The 17,126-nt window shown below is 64.5% G+C and carries 15 protein-coding genes; all 15 read right to left on the reverse strand.

The genetic code is table 11. The features are described from left to right. Window positions 1-172: 172 nt before the first annotated feature. The 15 genes from era to leuS all read right to left on the reverse strand — a co-directional run bounded on the left by era (window position 173) and on the right by leuS (window position 16,994). Window positions 173-1,075, reverse strand: coding sequence for a GTPase Era (era, locus tag G557_RS0103055; protein WP_028244906.1), 903 nt, complete (start codon window positions 1,073-1,075; stop codon window positions 173-175). Then, window positions 1,072-2,346 (reverse strand): hemolysin family protein, encoded by a 1,275-nt coding sequence (locus G557_RS11330; RefSeq protein ID WP_169337739.1) that lies wholly within the window; start codon window positions 2,344-2,346, stop codon window positions 1,072-1,074. The genes era and G557_RS11330 overlap by 4 nt, the downstream gene beginning before the upstream one ends. Before the next feature lie 11 nt (window positions 2,347-2,357). Next, a complete protein-coding gene (gene ybeY / locus G557_RS0103065; protein WP_028244907.1) occupies window positions 2,358-2,822 on the reverse strand; it encodes an rRNA maturation RNase YbeY in 465 nt (154 codons plus the stop codon). Next, on the reverse strand, window positions 2,812-3,798 hold the full coding sequence (locus G557_RS0103070; protein ID WP_245542757.1) for a PhoH family protein: 987 nt from the start codon (window positions 3,796-3,798) through the stop codon (window positions 2,812-2,814). Before G557_RS0103070 ends, ybeY begins: the two co-directional genes overlap by 11 nt. After that, window positions 3,791-4,141, reverse strand: a complete 351-nt coding sequence (locus G557_RS0103075) for an HIT domain-containing protein (RefSeq protein ID WP_028244909.1) — start codon at window positions 4,139-4,141, stop codon at window positions 3,791-3,793. Before G557_RS0103075 ends, G557_RS0103070 begins: the two co-directional genes overlap by 8 nt. A 31-nt stretch (window positions 4,142-4,172) precedes the next feature. After that, window positions 4,173-4,922 (reverse strand): 16S rRNA (uracil(1498)-N(3))-methyltransferase, encoded by a 750-nt coding sequence (locus tag G557_RS0103080; RefSeq protein ID WP_028244910.1) that lies wholly within the window; start codon window positions 4,920-4,922, stop codon window positions 4,173-4,175. Between the two features lies 1 nt (window position 4,923). Next, the gene (dnaJ, locus tag G557_RS0103085; protein WP_028244911.1) at window positions 4,924-6,024 is read right to left on the reverse strand and encodes a molecular chaperone DnaJ; all 1,101 of its coding nucleotides are present in this window, start codon (window positions 6,022-6,024) and stop codon (window positions 4,924-4,926) included. Between the two features lie 43 nt (window positions 6,025-6,067). Continuing rightward, entirely contained in the window at window positions 6,068-7,108 is a 1,041-nt protein-coding gene (gene hrcA / locus G557_RS0103090) for a heat-inducible transcriptional repressor HrcA (RefSeq protein WP_028244912.1), read from the reverse strand. Between the two features lie 83 nt (window positions 7,109-7,191). Continuing rightward, window positions 7,192-8,355: a radical SAM family heme chaperone HemW gene (gene hemW / locus G557_RS11335; RefSeq protein ID WP_036960991.1), complete on the reverse strand. Its 1,164-nt coding sequence runs from the start codon at window positions 8,353-8,355 to the stop codon at window positions 7,192-7,194. Further along, a complete protein-coding gene (gene lepA, locus G557_RS0103100; RefSeq protein ID WP_051224375.1) occupies window positions 8,352-10,226 on the reverse strand; it encodes a translation elongation factor 4 in 1,875 nt (624 codons plus the stop codon). The genes hemW and lepA overlap by 4 nt, the downstream gene beginning before the upstream one ends. A 95-nt stretch (window positions 10,227-10,321) precedes the next feature. Further along, window positions 10,322-10,582, reverse strand: a complete 261-nt coding sequence (rpsT, locus tag G557_RS0103105; protein ID WP_028244914.1) for a 30S ribosomal protein S20 — start codon at window positions 10,580-10,582, stop codon at window positions 10,322-10,324. A 108-nt stretch (window positions 10,583-10,690) separates the two neighbouring features. After that, window positions 10,691-11,719, reverse strand: a complete 1,029-nt coding sequence (gene holA, locus G557_RS11340; RefSeq protein ID WP_051224377.1) for a DNA polymerase III subunit delta — start codon at window positions 11,717-11,719, stop codon at window positions 10,691-10,693. A gap of 41 nt (window positions 11,720-11,760) precedes the next feature. Further along, window positions 11,761-13,770 carry a ComEC/Rec2 family competence protein gene (locus tag G557_RS0103115; protein ID WP_028244915.1) on the reverse strand — a complete coding sequence of 670 codons (2,010 nt, stop codon included), beginning with the start codon at window positions 13,768-13,770 and terminating at the stop codon, window positions 11,761-11,763. A 9-nt stretch (window positions 13,771-13,779) separates the two neighbouring features. Then, on the reverse strand, window positions 13,780-14,394 hold the full coding sequence (locus G557_RS0103120; RefSeq protein ID WP_028244916.1) for a ComEA family DNA-binding protein: 615 nt from the start codon (window positions 14,392-14,394) through the stop codon (window positions 13,780-13,782). Between the two features lie 101 nt (window positions 14,395-14,495). Beyond that, on the reverse strand, window positions 14,496-16,994 hold the full coding sequence (leuS, locus tag G557_RS0103125) for a leucine--tRNA ligase (RefSeq protein ID WP_245542758.1): 2,499 nt from the start codon (window positions 16,992-16,994) through the stop codon (window positions 14,496-14,498). Window positions 16,995-17,126: the final 132 nt, after the last annotated feature.

Raw genomic sequence — 17,126 nt, forward strand, 5'->3', positions numbered from 1 at the left:
GGTCTTAGAGGCTAAGACTCGCCGCGGCGGCTAAGGAGAAGCTGCACCGAACGCATAGTCACATGGTAGCACGCCTTACGGCCGCTCATGTGCGCCAGGGGTGAAAAGGTGCCGCAGGGGTGACTGTGCTTCACCCCCACCGCACATTTCGGGAAATCTTCACCCCTACGGGTCAGAAGCCGAGACGATCGAGCAGCTTCGGGTCGCGTTGCCACTCCTTGGCCACTTTTACCCGCAGATCAAGATGCACTGGCTGTCCGAGCAGCTGCTCGATCTTGCCCCGCGCGCTGATGCCGGCAGCCTTCAGCCGCTGACCCTTGTGCCCGATCACGATGCCCTTCTGCGAGTCTCGCTCGACGAACACACTGGCGAACACCCGCACTTTGCGCTGCCCTTCTTCAGGCTGTTCGATATCGTCGACCACCACAGCCAGTGAGTGCGGCAGCTCGTCGCGGGTGCCGTCGAGCAGCGACTCGCGAATGAGCTCGGCAATGCGCTGCGAGCTGGTCTCTTCGGTGTGAGTCTCGGTGGCGTAGAGCTGCTCTGAGGGCGGCAGCAGCCGCAGCAGCTCGTCGATCACCACGTCGACCTGATCGTCGGTGACCGCCGACACCGGCACAATGGTCTGCCAGTCGTCGAGCTGGTCGATCTCGATCAGCCGCTGCGCGATCTCATCCCGCGACACCTTGTCGACCTTGGTCAACAGGGCGAGCCGCTTGGCCCGAGGGTGACGCGTGGCCTGCTCGATGATGCGCCGGTCGCCGGGGCCGATCTTCTCATCGGCGGGCAGACACACTGCGATCACGTCGACCCCGTCGAGCTCCGCGTCGACCACGTCGTTGAGGCGCTGCCCCAGCAGGGTGCGTGGGCGGTGCAGCCCCGGTGTGTCGACCACGATGATTTGGCCGGATGGCGTGGTGCGGATGCCCCGGATCGCGCGTCGCGTGGTCTGCGGCTTGTCACTGGTGATGGCGACCTTCTCGCCGACCAGGGCGTTGGTGAGCGTCGACTTGCCCACATTCGGCCGCCCGATGAAGGCGACGAACCCGGCGTGGTACTCGGTGGGCTCGGTCATGCGGACTCCTCTGAGGTTTCGGAGCGCGGGGCACGCTCGGCGATGAGCGTGAGCAGACGGCCAGATTTGGCGTCAATGCGGGCGGCTGTCAGCAGCAGACCGTGCACCCGAACTCGCTCTTGCAGCGTGGGCAGATGGCCGAGCGTCTTTACGAACAGGCCACCGACGGTGTCGACTTCATCATCGTCGAGATCGAGGTCGAAGAGCTCCCCCAGCTCGTCGACGCCGAGACGCGCGCTCACCCGGTAGCGGCCCTTGCCGAGGTTGGTGAACTCTGGCGTGGATCGGTCGTGCTCATCGCTGATCTCGCCGACCAACTCTTCAATGACGTCCTCGAGGGTGACCAGCCCCGCAACCGATCCGTACTCGTCAACCACGATCCACATGTGGCGTCGCGTGCGGCGCATCAGCTGCAGCAGGTCGTCGATGGGCTTTGACTCGGGCACGAGGTTGGGGCGCTGAGCGAGTTGGGCCACGGTGGTGGCTGCGGCAGGCGCATCGTCTCGGCTCTCGCTCAGCAGTCGACCAGCGACATCTCGCAGATAGACGACCCCGGTGACGTCGTCGAGATGCTCGTCACGCACCGGCAGTCGAGAGAACCCGCTGTCGAGAAAGACCTGCATCGCCGCTTCGAGTGACGTCGTTGAGTCGATGGTGCGCATGTCGACTCGCGGCACCATGATCGATCTGGTGAGTGTGTCACCGAACTCGACCACCTGGTGAATCAGGCGACGCTCCCCCTGCTCGAGCACCTCTTGCTCCACGGCTTTGTCGACCAGATGCAGCAGCCGCGTCTCTTCATCATGCTCGGTGGGCGCACCCGCCTGGCGCACCCGGCGGCCGAATGACGACAGCGACACAGCCAAGGGCCCGATGGTCACGCGGGCTGCGACAATCAGCCGGGCGCCCAGCGTGAGGATGCGCTCGGGCCGGTTGCGTCCAACGCTTCGTGGCGACGCACCGACAAGCACATACGAGGCGAGCGTCATGATGGCCACCGCGAGCAGCAGCGCCAGCCAGGGGTTGTCGAGCCAGCGCACCAGCAGAATGGCGACACAGACGGCAGCCGCAGTCTCCGAGAACACCCGCAGAAAACTCGCGGTGTTGGCATGCTCCACCGGCTGCTCGGCGATGCGTCGCAGCGCCTTGGCGCGTTGAGGATGCCGTTCGGCCAAGCTCTGAATCTCGGCCACCGGCAGCACCGTGATGGCTGCCTCAATGGCGGCGTGCAGTCCACCGGCGCTGATCAGTGCGACGGCGATGATCGCCAAAGCCGCATTCATCAGCTGGCTCGACTCTCGTTGTGCAGAAAGGTGGCCAGAATCTCGTTCTGCAGGCCGAACATCTCGCGCTCTTCATCGGGAGTTGCGTGGTCAAAGCCGAGCAGGTGCAGTAGACCGTGCGTGACCAAGAGCAGTTCTTCTTGCTCGGCGCTGTGACCGGCGGCCTGCGCCTGCTGCTCGGCCACTTGCGGGCACACCACAATGTCGCCGAGCAGCCCGGGATCGGTGATGTGGTCGGCGTCGCCGGGGCGCAGTTCGTCCATCGGAAAGCTCAGCACGTCGGTGGGGCCCGGCTCGTCCATCCAGCGGATGTGCAGCTGCTCCATGGCAGCCACATCGATGAACAGCAGATTCAGCTCAGCATCGCGATGAACATGCAGTTCGTCGAGGGCATAGGCGATCAGACGGCGAAAGCGGTCTTCGTTGAGCTCAACCCCCGATTCGTTGGCGATCTCAACGCTCATGGTGTTCTCCTTCTTCTGCCCGAACTCTGCGGGCGGTGACGGTCACGGTCTGCTGTTCGTCGTGTTCTTCATAGGCTTCGATGATCGCGCTGACCAGACCGTGACGCACGACGTCGTCACTGTCAAGGTGCACGAAAGCAATGTCGGCCACATCGGCGAGCACCTGTTCGGCGTCGCGCAGGCCGCTGCGGCCGCCCGGCAGATCGACCTGGCTGGCGTCGCCGGTGACCACCATGCGCGAGCCGAAGCCCAGACGAGTCAGAAACATCTTCATCTGCTCGGGCGTGGTGTTCTGGGCCTCATCGAGAATAACGAAGGCGTTGTTGAGCGTGCGCCCGCGCATATAGGCCAGCGGGGCAACCTCGATGACGCCGAGGTCGGTGAGTTTCTGCACTGCCTCAGGGCTCATCATCTCGGCCAAGGCATCGTAGAGCGGTCGCAGATAGGGATCGATCTTCTCGGCCAGCCCGCCTGGCAGAAAGCCAAGACGTTCGCCCGCCTCGACAGCAGGGCGAGTGAGCACAATTCGTGAGACCTCATTGCTGTGCAGCGCCGCGACTGCCTTGGCCATCGCCAAATACGTCTTGCCGGTGCCTGCCGGGCCAACGCCGAAGACGATCACGTTATCGTCGATGGCCTTCACGTAGCGGTTCTGCCCCACCGTCTTGGGGCGCACACTGGCTGAGCCCTCACCGATGATCGCCGGCGCAGTCGCAGGAATGGTGAGGCTGGCGATCAGCCGATTAACCGTGGCATCGCTGATGGTGCCCCCGCCAGATTCGGCATCGATCTGCCGAATCAGTGCGGCAGCCTCAGAGCGCTCAGGGTCGGGGCCTGCGATCGCGATAGAGCGCAGCGCGACGGAGAAACGAAGTGCGGGCCACTGCCGTTCAAGGCGTCTCAGATGGTGATCGCCCGGGCCCAGCACGCGTACGGCGTCGTGGGCCAGGTCGACCTGACTGGTCTCGTCAGGCAAGTCGCCCCTCATCAAGGGTCGCGCCAGCAAGCACGTGTGCGTGCACGTGGAACACTGACTGGCCGGCCTCGGCACCGGTGTTGAAGACCAGCCGGAACTGGCCGTCGGCATATTGCTTGGCGAGGTCGGCGGCGAGGCGAACAACCTTGGCGAGCAACTCGGGGTCGTCGGCCAGTTCGGTCACGTCGCGGTAGGCGCCGGTCTTGGGAATCACCAGCAGATGCAGCTCGGCCTGCGGGTTGATGTCGCGAATGGCGATCAGATCGTCGGTCTCTGCGACGATGTCTGCGGGCAGCTCGCGATCGATGATGCGAGAGAAGATGCTGGGTGATTCGGCGGTCATGCTGGCAATCTTAGTCGAGGGAGCATCGGGCTCACCAACGCCCCAGCGCAGCGTTGACCAGCGCGATGCCTGCCAGTCCGGCGTTGGAGGTGCGTAGCACGCTCGGCCCGAGCAGCACTCGTCGGGCACCTGCCGCATCAAGTGCGGCCAGCTCGGCATCGTCGATACCGCCCTCTGGGCCGACAATGAGCACCACGTCGTGCCCGGGCGACAACGGCACCGTCGACAGTGGCACCCCGGCAGTGGGTTCGAGCACCAACACGCTAGCCCCAGACGCGACCCAGGCAGCAACCGCCGCAAGCAGCCCCGGCGAATCGAGCAGGGCATCCACCGTGGGCGTGCGCGCCCGCAATGACTGCTTGGCTGCCTCGCGCGCGACGCTGCGCCAGCGGGCAATGCCCGAAAGCTGTTTCGCCTGCCCGGCCCAGACCGAGACGCTGCGACGAGCCTGCCAAGGGGTCACCGCGTCGACCCCGGCCTCGGTGGCCGCCTGCACCGCCAGCTCGTCGCGGCCGCCCTTGGCCAGCGCCTGCACCAGCCGAATCTGTTCGGTGGGCGCAGGATGCTCGATGCGGTCGGTGACGCGCAGACTCACCTGCTTGCGATCGGCTGTGGTGATCTCGCCAACGAGTTCGAGCCCGTAGCCATCTGCCAGGCTGATAATTTCACCGGGATGCAAACGGCGTACGGTCGCTGCGTGCCTGGCCTCATCGCCGCTGAAGCTGATTTCGGCTCCGACGGGTGTGGCCCAGTCGACGCCCTCTGGCAAAAACAGCGCCATTTCAGTGGCGGCCCATGAAACGATCGCGGAAGCGCTGGAAGCCTGACTTCGACACCGTTGCCAAGTGCGGTGCGTCATCGTGACGCAATTTGGCAAGCTGCTCGATCAGGCGTCGCTGCTCGGCGTTGAGATTGGTGGGGGTCTGCACACTGACGTTCAGGCGCAGGTCGCCGCGCGTGTTGCGACGCAGCCGCGTGACACCATGGCCGCCGAGAGTGATGACCGAGCCTGCCTGCACGCCCGGTTTGACTGATACTTGCAGGGGGCCGTCGAAGGTTTCGATGGTGGCCTCTGCACCGAGCACGGCATCAGCCATCGAGACCTCGAGTGAGGCAACCAAGTCGTCACCGTCACGGGTGAAGGTCTCGTCGGTCTCGACGTGCACCTCAAGGTAGAGATCGCCCCGCGGACCGCCACCGGGGCCGACTTCGCCACGGCCTGCCAAGTGCAGGCGCACGCCGTTGTCGATGCCCGCTGGCACCGGCACCTCTATGGTGTCGTGCTGGCGTACACGGCCCTGGCCGTCGCAATCAGGGCAGGGCTGCGGAATGGTGGTGCCGTAACCGTGGCACATCGGGCACTCCATCTCGGTGAGCACGTTGCCGAGCAGCGAACGCACCTGTTGCTGTACGAACCCAGCGCCTTTGCAGTAGGAGCAGGTGACTGGATCGCTGCCCGCAGCGGTGCCGGCACCATGGCAGGTGTCGCATACGCCAGCGGTGTCGACTTCGATGGTCTTGGTGACGCCGAACACCACGTCGCGAAGGGTGAGATCGAGTCGCACCAGAGCGTCGTCGCCCGGCTGCACGCGCGACTTGGGGCCGCGGTGACCACGCCCGCCCCCGCCGCCGAAGAAGGCGTCGAAGATATCGCCGAAGCCGCTGAACCCCTGACCACCCTGGTCGCCGCGATCGTAGCTGGCTCGTTTGGTCTCGTCAGAGAGCACCTCGTAGGCGAGGGTGACCTGCTTGAACTGTTCGGCTGCCTCGGGTGCCGGGTTCACATCGGGGTGCAGCTTGCGCGCCAGTTTGCGGTAGGCCTTCTTGATCTCGTCGATCGAGGCATCGCGGGCGACGCCCAAGGTCTCATAGTGATCGGTCATCAGTGATTCTCCTCAGCACGCCCTCGAACGTGCGCTTCGTGGTTCAGTAGTCTCGCATGATGTGCGACAGATAGCTCGCCACCGCATGCACGGCGGCCATGTTCGCACGGTAGTCCATTCGGGTGGGCCCGACTATGCCCAAGCGGCCTTCGATGCCGGTGCTGCCCGAGCCATAGTCGCCAGACACGATTGCAGCTTCTTCAAGGCCGACATGAGCGGTCTCAGAGCCGATACGCACAGAGACGCCGGCGCCCTCGCGACTCATTTCGCCGAGCAGACGCAGCAGTGCCACCTGCTCTTCGATCGCCTCGAGCACGGGCACCAGGGTGTGGTCGAAGTCGGCCTCGGTACGCAGCAGATTGCCGGTGCCAGAGACGATCAAGCGCTCACCTCGTGACTGGTCGACATCGAGGCGCAACACGTCGACGACCAGTTCGGCCAGGCGCCGATCATCGGGAGCGACGAGTTCGAACACCTGCTGAGCATGCACCTCGAAGTCTGCGAGGTCGGTGTCGCGCAGCTGGTCGTTGAGCATGGCCCGCACCCGAACCAGTGAAGCGCGCAATGAGTCGTTGACCAGCTCTGCGGGCAGGGCCAGATGGTGCTGCTGCACCGAACCGCGGCTGGTGATCAGCACGACGAGCAGTCGACCACCGTCGACATCGACGATGTCGATCTTGCGCACCCGCGAGTTCGAGAAAGTTGGGTAGCGAATCACGGCGAGCTGGTGAGTGAGGTTCGACAGTAGTCGGGCGGTCTTCTCGACCGTCTGTTCGAGATCGTCTTCGGCCGGTGAGAGAAACTTCTCGATGGCGCGCCGCTGCGGGGCGGTGATGCCGCGCAGCTGCGAGAGGTTGTCGACGAAGACTCGGTAGCCCTTCTCGGTGGGGATGCGCCCGGCCGAGGTGTGCGGAGCATGGATGAGCTCTTCTTCTTCGAGTGCTGACATGTCGTTGCGAATGGTGGCTGCCGACACGTCGAAGTTATAGCGACTGACGATAGCCGCCGAGCCGACGGGCTCGCGTGTGGCGACATAATCGTGCACGATCGCTCGGAGCACTTCAAGGCTGCGCGCTGTCGCCATGGCATCCTCCTATTTGCACTCACTCGGGTCGAGTGCTAATTATACGCCGCACTCCCCCGCATGCACAGCGCCGCGCAGAGCGCTCACACAAGCAGGTCGGCGACCACCCGATCGGCGAGCAGACGCCCACGCAGCGTGAGCACCAGTGCACCTGATCGCACGCTGGCGTCATCGATGAGCCCATCGTCGATCATCTGCTCAAGCAAGCCTCGTCGTTCTGGCGCGATGTCTTGCACAGGCAGCCCAGTACGCAGTCGACTGGCCAGCATCACCCGCTCTTCGTAGACGCTGGTGGCGTCAAGGGTCTCTCGCGCGGCCTCGGGCAGTCGACCAGCGCGTACCTGTTCGGCATAGGGCGCAGGATGCTTCAGATTGTGCCAGCGTTGGTCTCCGACGTGGCTATGCGCGCCGGGGCCCACGCCCCACCAGTCATCGCCCTGCCAGTAGTGCAGGTTGTGGCGGCAGCGGCGTTCGAGACCATCGTCGGCCACGCGCGCCCAGTTGCTGAGTTCGTACCAGTCGAAGTCGGCCGCGCGCATGCGCTGATCAAGCCACTCGTATTTGTCGGCGGTCAGATCGTCGTCGGGCTCGGCGACCTCGCCGTGACGAATCTGGCGGGCGAGCTTGGTGCCCTGCTCGACGATCAGCGCATAGGCCGAAAGGTGGTCCGGCTCGCAGGCCAGCGCAGCTTCGACGCTGCTGCGCCAGTCTGCCATCGACTCGCCCGGGGTGCCGTAGATCAGATCAAGCGAGGTCTGCAGCCCGGCTGCCTTCGCCCACTCGACCACTTGTGGCACGCGCTGCGGTGTGTGCGTGCGATCAAGTGTGGCGAGCACATGCGGCACGGCCGACTGCATACCGAACGACACCCGGGTGAACCCGGCGTGAGCCAGCCGATCGAGTGCTGGGGCATCCACCGTGTCAGGATTGGCCTCAGTGGTGATCTCACAGCCCGGGGCCAGCCCCCACTCGTCGTCGATGCGGCGCAGCATGGTGATCAGATCATCGACTGGCAGCTGGGTGGGGGTGCCGCCGCCGAAGAACACCGTGTCAACACGGCGCGGCTCGTCGCCGGTGCCAGCCAGCGTGGCCCGGGCCAGCGAGATTTCGGCGCAGGCAACCTCGGCATATTCGCTCTGGCTGAATCCGCGCAGCTGCTGACCGGTGTAGGTGTTGAAGTCGCAATATCCGCAGCGCACCCGGCAGAAGGGCACGTGCACATACACGCTGAACGCTCGGTTGGTCACCGGGACTTCTTGTCGGAGCCGCTCTTATCGGCGGCATCGCTCGAGAGCGCGGCGATGAATGCCTCTTGTGGCACTTCGACTCGCCCGATCGACTTCATGCGCTTCTTGCCCTCTTTCTGCTTCTCGAGCAGTTTGCGCTTACGAGAGATATCGCCGCCGTAGCATTTGGCGAGCACGTCTTTGCGCAGAGCGCGTATGTTCTCACGCGCGATGATGCGTGCACCGATGGCTGCCTGGATCGGCACCTCAAACTGCTGGCGCGGAATCAGCTCGCGCAGGCGCCCAGTCATGCGCACCCCATAGGCGTAGGCGGCGTCGCGGTGCACGATGGCACTGAACGCGTCGACCTGCTCGCCCTGCAGCAGAATGTCGACCTTGACCAGATCGGCGCTCTGCGTGCCGGTCTGTTCGTAGTCGAGCGAGGCGTAGCCCTGGGTGCGGCTCTTGAGCTGATCAAAGAAGTCGAAGACGATCTCACCGAGCGGCAGGGTGTAGCGCAGCTCGACACGGTCTTCGCTCAGGTAGTCCATGCCCTGCAGGCTGCCGCGCCGCGACTGACACAGCTCCATGACCGCCCCAACGTAGTCTTTGGGGGTGAGCACCGTGGCGCGCACCACGGGCTCTTGCACGTCGACGATCTTGCCCTCGGGAAACTCGCTGGGATTGGTCACGTGCACCTGTGAGCCGTCTTCGGCGGTGACGTCGTAGATCACGCTCGGTGCCGTGGCGATCAGGTCGAGATTGAACTCGCGTCGCAGCCGCTCGGTGATGATCTCGAGGTGCAGCAGGCCGAGGAAGCCACAGCGAAAGCCGAAGCCGAGTGCTACCGAGGTCTCGGGTTCGTAGACGAGTGCGGCATCAGAGAGCTTGAGCTTGTCTAGTGCTTCGCGCAGATCGGGGTAGTCGCTACCGTCGAGCGGGTACAGGCCTGAGAAGACCATCGGTTTGGCCTCGTCATAGCCGGCCAACGCCTCGGTGGCTGGGTGCGCGGCAGAGGTGATGGTGTCGCCGACCTTCGACTGGCGCACGTCTTTGACACCGGTGATCAGGTACCCAACCTCGCCCACCGACAGCCCCTTGGACGGGGTTGGCTCAGGTGCACTCACCCCAATCTCAAGAATCTCGTGGGTGGTGCCGGTGCTGAGCATCTGCACCTTCTCACGCGGGTTCAGGCGGCCGTCGACGACGCGCACATAGGTGACCACACCTCGGTAGGAGTCGTAGACCGAGTCGAAAATCATGGCTCGGGCCGCCGCGTCGGCGTCGCCGGTGGGAGCGGGGATGCGATCGACGATTGCGTCGAGCAGCTCTTCGACACCGGCGCCGGTTTTGCCAGAGACCCGCAGCACGTCTTCGGGTTTGCCGCCGATCAGGTTTGCCAGTTCTAACGCGAACTTATCGGGGTCGGCCGAGGGCAGATCAATCTTGTTGAGCACGGGGATGATCGTGAGATCGTTCTCAAGTGCCAGGTAGAGGTTGGCGAGCGTCTGGGCTTCGATGCCCTGCGCCGCGTCGACCAACAGCAGTGCGCCCTCACAGGCGGCAAGTGATCGAGACACCTCGTAGGTGAAGTCGACGTGACCGGGAGTGTCGATCATGTTCAGGGCATAGCCTTGGCCGTCGTGGCCCCATGGCATACGCACGGCTTGCGACTTGATCGTGATGCCGCGTTCGCGCTCGATGTCCATGCGATCGAGATACTGCGCGCGCATGTCGCGGTCGGCGACCACGCCGGTGATCTGCAGCATGCGATCGGCCAACGTCGACTTGCCATGATCGATGTGCGCGATGATGCAGAAGTTGCGAATGCGGTCGGGCGATGTGCTGGCCGGCACAATCGCCGCCGCCTGCCGGTCATCGACTCTGGGCACCGGGCTCTCCGTTCTGCGGGGTCACCGCCACACTGGGTGGATGTGCGAAAGGCCCGCACGATGGCGGGCCTTCACACTGTGGGTTCGAGCCTCGCTCAGAGGGCTGCGACCTGCTTGCTCAGCTTGGACTTGCGGTTGGCAGCGGTGTTCTTGTGCAGCACACCCTTGCTGACGGCCTTGTCGAGCTTCTTCGAAGCGGTCTGCAGCGCAGCCTGGGCGCGCTCTTTGTCACCAGCGGCGACAGCCTCACGAGTGGCGCGGGCGAGCGTGCGCAGCTCGCTCTTGTAGGCGCGGTTGCGTGCGGTCGCCTTCTCGTTGGTGAGGATTCGCTTCTTCTGGGACTTGATGTTCGCCACGATTGTCTTTCTGTCGATCTTCTGGGCCCGTCATGTGCTCACGACGAGCAGATCACACCTTTTGGTGTGCAAGCCAAGTCGAGAGTCTACCAAAACCGGCCAGGCGCCTCAAGCGCGCGCGGCCGGCGTGTACGAGCCGACGGCGATACGGCGATTGGCCAGCTGCCGGATCAGTGACTCGACGGCGAACTCGGCATCGACCACTCCCCCTTTGACCCCGGCATCGGTGTGTGCGACTGCACGCACGGCGCGAGCCAGCTCACGTTCGTGCCAGGCCGCGGCGTCACGACGGGCATTGCGCACCTGCCAGGGGGCAGCGCCGACGGCGCCAGCGAGTTGCTGATCGCTGCCTGTGGCACCGGCCACAGCTGCCATCAGCCGAATGCGGCTGGCCAAGGCAACCATCAGCGGAACCATGCTCACGCCCTGCAGCGTGGCGTGTCGAAAGAGCACAAGGGCCTGGCGTTCACGCCCGGCGGCCACGGCATCGGCGATTTTGAAGCCAGTGGTCTCGACTCGGCCGCCGAAGTAGAGATCGATGTGCTGAGCGGTCACTGTGCCCGGTACGTCGGCGACTAACTGTTGACAGGCAGCGGCGAGCTCGGTCAGGTCTTCGTGGAAGGCTTCGACCAACTGACGTGCGGCATCTGGTGCGATGGCGGCGCCCGCTGCCTCAAACTCGGCGCGCACAAACCCCAAGCGCTCGTCATCGCGTTTCAGCTGAGGGCATTCGACCTCAACTGCGCCAGCTTTCATGGCACGAATCGCCGTGAGTAGCTTCTTGCCGCGCACACCTTTGCGGTGCCGCAGCACCAGGGTGACGTCGGGGTCGATCACGTCGAGGTAGCTCAGCGCGTCGGCCAGAAAGGCATCGTTCATCGTCTCGAGGTGATCGACCTCGATCAGGCGAGGCTGCGCGAACAGCGATGGCGAGGCGGCTGACAGCAGAGTGCCGCCGGTGTAGTCTGCGGCGTCGAGCGCAGACTGCTCAATGTCTGCTGCCGCGCCTAACGCAGCCTTGATGCGAGTGCGGGCGCGATCGGCGAGCACGTCTTCGGGGCCGCTAAGCAGCACGATCGGTGTCGGGGTGACCTGGTGCCAGCTCGGCGTCGGGATCGATGCACGTGCTGCGGCCATTGACGATCTGCCCTTCGAGGTCTCGGTGATGTCTGCCCAGACTAGCAGCGCCGACTGACAGCGATCTGCGGTGTGGGTTCGTCGTTGCTCCGTGCTGTGATGGCGATGGCACCGCACTGATCGGTGCGCAGGATGCGCAGACCAGCGGCCTCAAGGGTTGCGATCAGTTTCGGACTGGGATGCCCGTAACGATTGTCGGCACCCACCGAGATCAGTGCGACCTCGGCTGGTATTCGCTCATAGAGTGTCGCCGAGTGATCACCAGACCCGTGGTGCGCCACTTTGACAACGTCGACTGCGGTGACGCCCATGCTGTTCAGGGTGCGCGATACACGCTCCTGCTCGGTTTCTCCGAGGTCGGCGAGAGCCAGCAGACGCAGCCCGGCCACGTCGAGCAGCATGGCCAGGCCACGCCCGTTCGCGTCTTCGGCGCGCCCATCGGCCTCAATGGGCTGCGCCGACGTAGCCGTCGGATTGAGCGCCTGCCAGCCAATCTGTCCGACTTTTCCCCGCATGCCGGCACTGAGGCCCACTCGTCGCGCCTGCAGCCGATCGGCGACAGCGGCTAACTCGGTGTCACGCACGTCGGGCACCAGCACGGAGTCGACGGGCACGTGACCGATCAAGGCATCTGCTGCGCCAATGTGATCGGCATCGGAGTGTGTGAGCACCAGGGCATTGAGTCTGGTCACGCCCTCGCGGCGCAGACAGTCGAGGAGTGCCTGATCGTGTTGCCCGGTATCGATGAGCACAGCTGCTGTTGCATCGCGCAGCAGCAATGCATCGCCCTGACCCACGTCGCACTGCACGATCGGTGCGTGCGAAGGCAACGCTGCGGCCTCGATCACCTGTTGGGTGCTGCGTACCCCAGATACCACCAGCGCAGACAGTGCGAGCCATGCCACTAGGTGAATACGCACTTGCCGATCGCGTGTCGTTGGCGCTGGGCGCCTCAGCCACGACCAGTCGATGCGCGCCACGGCCATGCCTGCCACCAGCGTGACTGCCAGAGCTTCGCCGGTGCCTTCAAGCGGCCACGGCACTTCGCCGATGTGCCGTTCGCTGACGAAGGCTGCCACCAGCCCGACCCACACCGTCAGAGGCATCGCGATCGCCGCCAACCACATGGCCGGCAGCACAAAGACCCCCGCCACGAGGCAGGCGAGAATGCCCACGACGGTGATCGCCGGAATAACCGGTGCCACCAAGAGATTGGCGATGACCTGCCCGAACGACAGCGGTTGGTCAGAGATCATCATGAGCACCGGCTGGCAGCCCAATAGAGCCGCCACCGTTGGCGCCAACACGTCGGCCACCCCTTGCGGCATCACTTTTGCGAAGGCTTCGGCGAATGCCGACGAGAACACGATCAGTGAAGCTGTCGCGACCACCGAGAGCGCGAACCCGACGCTGTGCACAATAGCCGGCTCAATGCCGAGCAGCAGCATCGTGGCCAGACACAGCCCGGGCAGCCCCTGGCCACGTCGCCAGATACGCAACACCACAACCACGCTGAGCAGCATGACCGCCCGGATCACGGTGACTTCGAAACCAACCAGCACAACGAAGGCCCAGAGTGCCGACAGCTGCCCGATTCGGCGCGCCCAGCGAGGCATGGAGACCGCCGACATCACGGCCACCACGAGTGCAGCCACCACGGCGGCATTAGCCCCAGAGACCGCCGTGACATGTGCGAGGCCGGCCTGGCGCATCCGTTCTGCTGACGCCTCAGACAGCAGACTCGTCTCACCGATCGAAATGCCACCAACGAGTGCTGCAGCCTCGTGGGGGCTCACGCCCCAATCGGGCAGCGACGAGAGCGCGTTGCTGAATCGCTCGCGCAGAGTCAGTGCCCACGGCTGCTGCAGGGCTGCAATACGCTCGGCCAAGTGCAGTCTGGCCTGCCAGACGTCTTGGTGCGTGGCCTGCCACCACCAGATGACGATCACCAGCGGCACCAGCGTGAATTCGCGCAGTGCCAAGCGTGATCTGGGTTCGCGCTGTACGGCGTGCAGCTCGATGAGATCGATAGGTCGCAGCAGCTGCAGCATGAGCGAGCCTCACACGGTGATCTTGTCGCGCAGACGTTCGAGGGTCTTCTCGCCGATGCCCGGCACGCGGGTCAAGTCATCGACGCTGGCGAATGGGCCGTCTGCCGTGCGCGAATCGATGATCTTCTGCGCTGTGGCCGGGCCGATGCCCGAAAGCGTCTGCAATTGCTCGGCTGTGGCCTGATTGATGTTGACCAGCCCTGAGGTGGCCGACCCTGAGCTGCTGCCTGAGGCGGCTGCCCCGGCTTGGGCCCCAGCGGCCATTTGCTCTTGGCTCGGCACCACGATCTGCTCGCCGTCTTGCACCACCCGAGCGAGATTGAGCGCATCGGGTGCCGCAGCTTGGGTGAGACCACCGGCAAGCTCGATGGCGTCGGCGACACGAGCACCGGCATCGAGCCGATATACCGCGGGCGCATTGACCTCGCCCGCAACGTGCACCGTGAGTGTGGCGACCTCGACTTCTACAGAGGCCGACGAGGCGCCATCATTAAACGATGCCCCACCGGAATCTGCGCGTTGACACGAAGTGAGCAGCACGGCAAGCGCCAGGAGAACCACTGTGAGCACAGCGAGTGCGCCGGTGTGCAGGCGTGCGGCGATCGCACGGAGGTATGGAGTCATGCCTCCATGATCGGGGCCAAACGTGTACCGCGCTGGCTCGTCACCGTGCCTGTGTACAGATTCGGCTCAAAGCCGACCTGTGTACAAACAGTGGCTCAGACTCAGCTGACCACGATGTTCACAAGTTTGGGCTCGCGCACGATCACCTTGCGCACGGTGGCCTCGCCGATCGAAGCGATGACATGTGCGTCGGCACGAGCAGCCTGCTCGAGGTCTGCAGCACTGATCTGTGGCGACACCGAAAGCCTGGCGCGCACCTTGCCGTTGACCTGCACCACTGCGGTGACTGAGTCTTCGACGAGCAGTGCCGCATCAGGCTCAGGCCACACTGCAAGGGCGACAGCATCGTCATGGCCGAGCAGTTGCCAGAGCTCTGCTGCAAGGTAGGGCGCGTACAGGTCGAGCACGAGCGCAAGCGTCTCGGCCGCCTCACGAACAGCTGGGTCAGCGGCACCTCGCCCATCGGGCCGGTCGATGGTTTTGCGGGCGACATTGACGAGCTCCATGAGACGGGCGACGACGACGTTGAACTTGGTGGCTTCGATGAGCCCCGGCGCATCGGCCAGCAGACGATGGGTCTCGCGGCGCAGCGTGAGATCGCCGTCGGCCAGCGCGCCCTCGGTTTCGACCTGGCTGACATCGCGAGCTACGCGCCAGGCGCGGGCCAAGAACTTCGCCGAGCCCTGCACCGAAACATCGGCCCAGTCGATGTCGTCTTCAACTGGCCCGGCGAATGCTAGGGTCACGCGCAGCGCGTCGGCGCCGTGGTCGCGCAGCTCGCTGGCGAACTCGACCAGGTTGCCCTTGGATTTTGACATCTTGGAGCCGTCGAGCAGCACCATGCCCTGATTGATCAGAGAGGTGAACGGCTCGTCGAAATCGACCCAGCCGAGATCATGCAGCACCTTGGTGATGAAGCGCGAGTAGAGCAGGTGCAGGATGGCGTGCTCGACACCACCCACGTAGACGTCGATCGGCGCCCACGTGCGTGCCTGCTCTTGAGAGAACGGCTGGCTGGCATCGTTGGGCGACAGAAAGCGCAGGTAGTACCACGAGCTGTCGACGAAGGTGTCCATCGTGTCGGGGTCGCGTTTGGCCGGAGCATCACTGCCCGGCAGCGTGGTGTTCACCCACTCAGTAGCCGCGCCCAGCGGCGATGAACCGCGGGGCTTGAGATCGAGGCCCTCGGTGTCAGGCAGCAGCACCGGCAGCTGGTCTTCGGGCACTGGCACCAGCGAGCCGTCTTCAGCGTGCAGAATCGGAATCGGCGTGCCCCAGTAACGCTGGCGCGAGATCAGCCAGTCGCGAATGCGGTAGGTCTTGGTGCCATGACCGGCGCCCTTGGCCTCAAGCACCTCGATGATCTTCTGAATTGCCTCACCCTTGTGCAGACCGTCGAGCGGGCCGCTGTTAACCAGCACGCCGTCACCGGCCACTGCCTCGCCCGAGACAGCCGGGTCTGCGGCATCGCTGGCAACGACCACGCGGATCGGCAAATCGTATTTGCGGGCGAAGTCGAGGTCGCGCTGATCGTGTGCCGGCACAGCCATGACCGCGCCATGGCCGTAGTCGGCCAGCACGTAGTCAGCGGCCCAAATAGGCAGTCGCTCGCCGTTGACCGGGTTGATCGCCCAGCGATCGAGGAACACGCCCGTCTTGGGTCGTTCGGCTGACTGCCGCTCGATCTCACTGGCCTTCTGCGTCTGCTCGAGGTACGCCTGGAACGCCATGCGAGCCTCGGCAGAAGCGCCACTGACCAGTTCTGCGGCCAAGTCAGATTCAGGGGCCACCACCAGGAAGGTCGCGCCATAAAGGGTGTCGGGCCGAGTACTGAATACCGTGATGGGCTGCTCACGGCCCTCGACTGCAAAGTCGATGTCGGCTCCGTATGAGCGACCAATCCAGTTGCGCTGCATCTGCAGCACCTTCGATGGCCAGCGCCCCTCGAGCTGGTCGAGGTCATCGAGCAGCCGGTCGGCGTAGTCGGTGATCTTCAGATACCACTGGGTGAGTTTCTTCTTCTCGACCACGGCACCAGTGCGCTCTGAGGTGCCGTCGGCGAGCACCTGCTCGTTGGCCAGCACTGTCTGGTCGACCGGATCCCAGTTGACCCAGGAGTCTTTGCGATAGGCCAGCCCCTTGTTGTACATCTGTAGAAACAGCCACTGGTTCCACCGGTAGTACTCGGGGTCTGAGGTATGCAGCTCGCGCGACCAATCGAAGCTCGGCGCATAGATCTCGAAGCTGTGCTTCTGCTGCGCGATGTTGTCGTAGGTCCAGGTGCGTGGGTTGATGCCGCGTTTGATCGCCGCGTCTTCGGCGGGCAGGCCGAATGAATCCCAGCCGATTGGGTGCAGCACATTGAAGCCCCGGTGACGCCAGTAGCGCGCCTCGATGTCGCCATAGCAGAACGCCTCGGCGTGCCCCATGTGCAGGTCGCCCGAGGGATACGGGAACATGTCGAGAATGTACTTGTGCGGTCGCTCGGGGTGACGTTCGCTGGCCGCGGCGGCGTCGAACAGCCGCTGCTCGGCCCAGATCGGAGCCCATTTGCTCTGCAGGGCGCGGAAGTCGTACTCAGGAACCTGGCTGTCTGCCACTCGTCTCACCTTTTCATGCACCGGTCGACCGCTGCACGGGTGACTGGCGATCAGCCGAGGTGGCGCGAACGCCCTGCCGTGAGCGGATGTGGCCGCACAGGCGGCCCAAGCGCCCAGTTTAGTCGATGGATG

This window comes from Pseudoclavibacter soli DSM 23366 (assembly GCF_000423505.1).
GTDB lineage: Bacteria > Actinomycetota > Actinomycetes > Actinomycetales > Microbacteriaceae > Pseudoclavibacter_A > Pseudoclavibacter_A soli.

What these genes read in the sequence shown, in the direction of transcription:
- era (WP_028244906.1), bottom strand. Translation starts at nt 1,075, where the DNA reads ATGACCGAGCCCACCGAGTACCACGCCGGGTTCGTCGCCTTCATCGGG.
- ybeY (WP_028244907.1), bottom strand. Translation starts at nt 2,822, where the DNA reads ATGAGCGTTGAGATCGCCAACGAATCGGGGGTTGAGCTCAACGAAGAC.
- G557_RS0103075 (WP_028244909.1), bottom strand. Translation starts at nt 4,141, where the DNA reads ATGACCGCCGAATCACCCAGCATCTTCTCTCGCATCATCGATCGCGAG.
- G557_RS0103080 (WP_028244910.1), bottom strand. Translation starts at nt 4,922, where the DNA reads ATGGCGCTGTTTTTGCCAGAGGGCGTCGACTGGGCCACACCCGTCGGA.
- dnaJ (WP_028244911.1), bottom strand. Translation starts at nt 6,024, where the DNA reads ATGACCGATCACTATGAGACCTTGGGCGTCGCCCGCGATGCCTCGATC.
- hrcA (WP_028244912.1), bottom strand. Translation starts at nt 7,108, where the DNA reads ATGGCGACAGCGCGCAGCCTTGAAGTGCTCCGAGCGATCGTGCACGAT.
- holA (WP_051224377.1), bottom strand. Translation starts at nt 11,719, where the DNA reads ATGGCCGCAGCACGTGCATCGATCCCGACGCCGAGCTGGCACCAGGTC.
- G557_RS0103115 (WP_028244915.1), bottom strand. Translation starts at nt 13,770, where the DNA reads ATGCTGCAGCTGCTGCGACCTATCGATCTCATCGAGCTGCACGCCGTA.
- G557_RS0103120 (WP_028244916.1), bottom strand. Translation starts at nt 14,394, where the DNA reads ATGACTCCATACCTCCGTGCGATCGCCGCACGCCTGCACACCGGCGCA.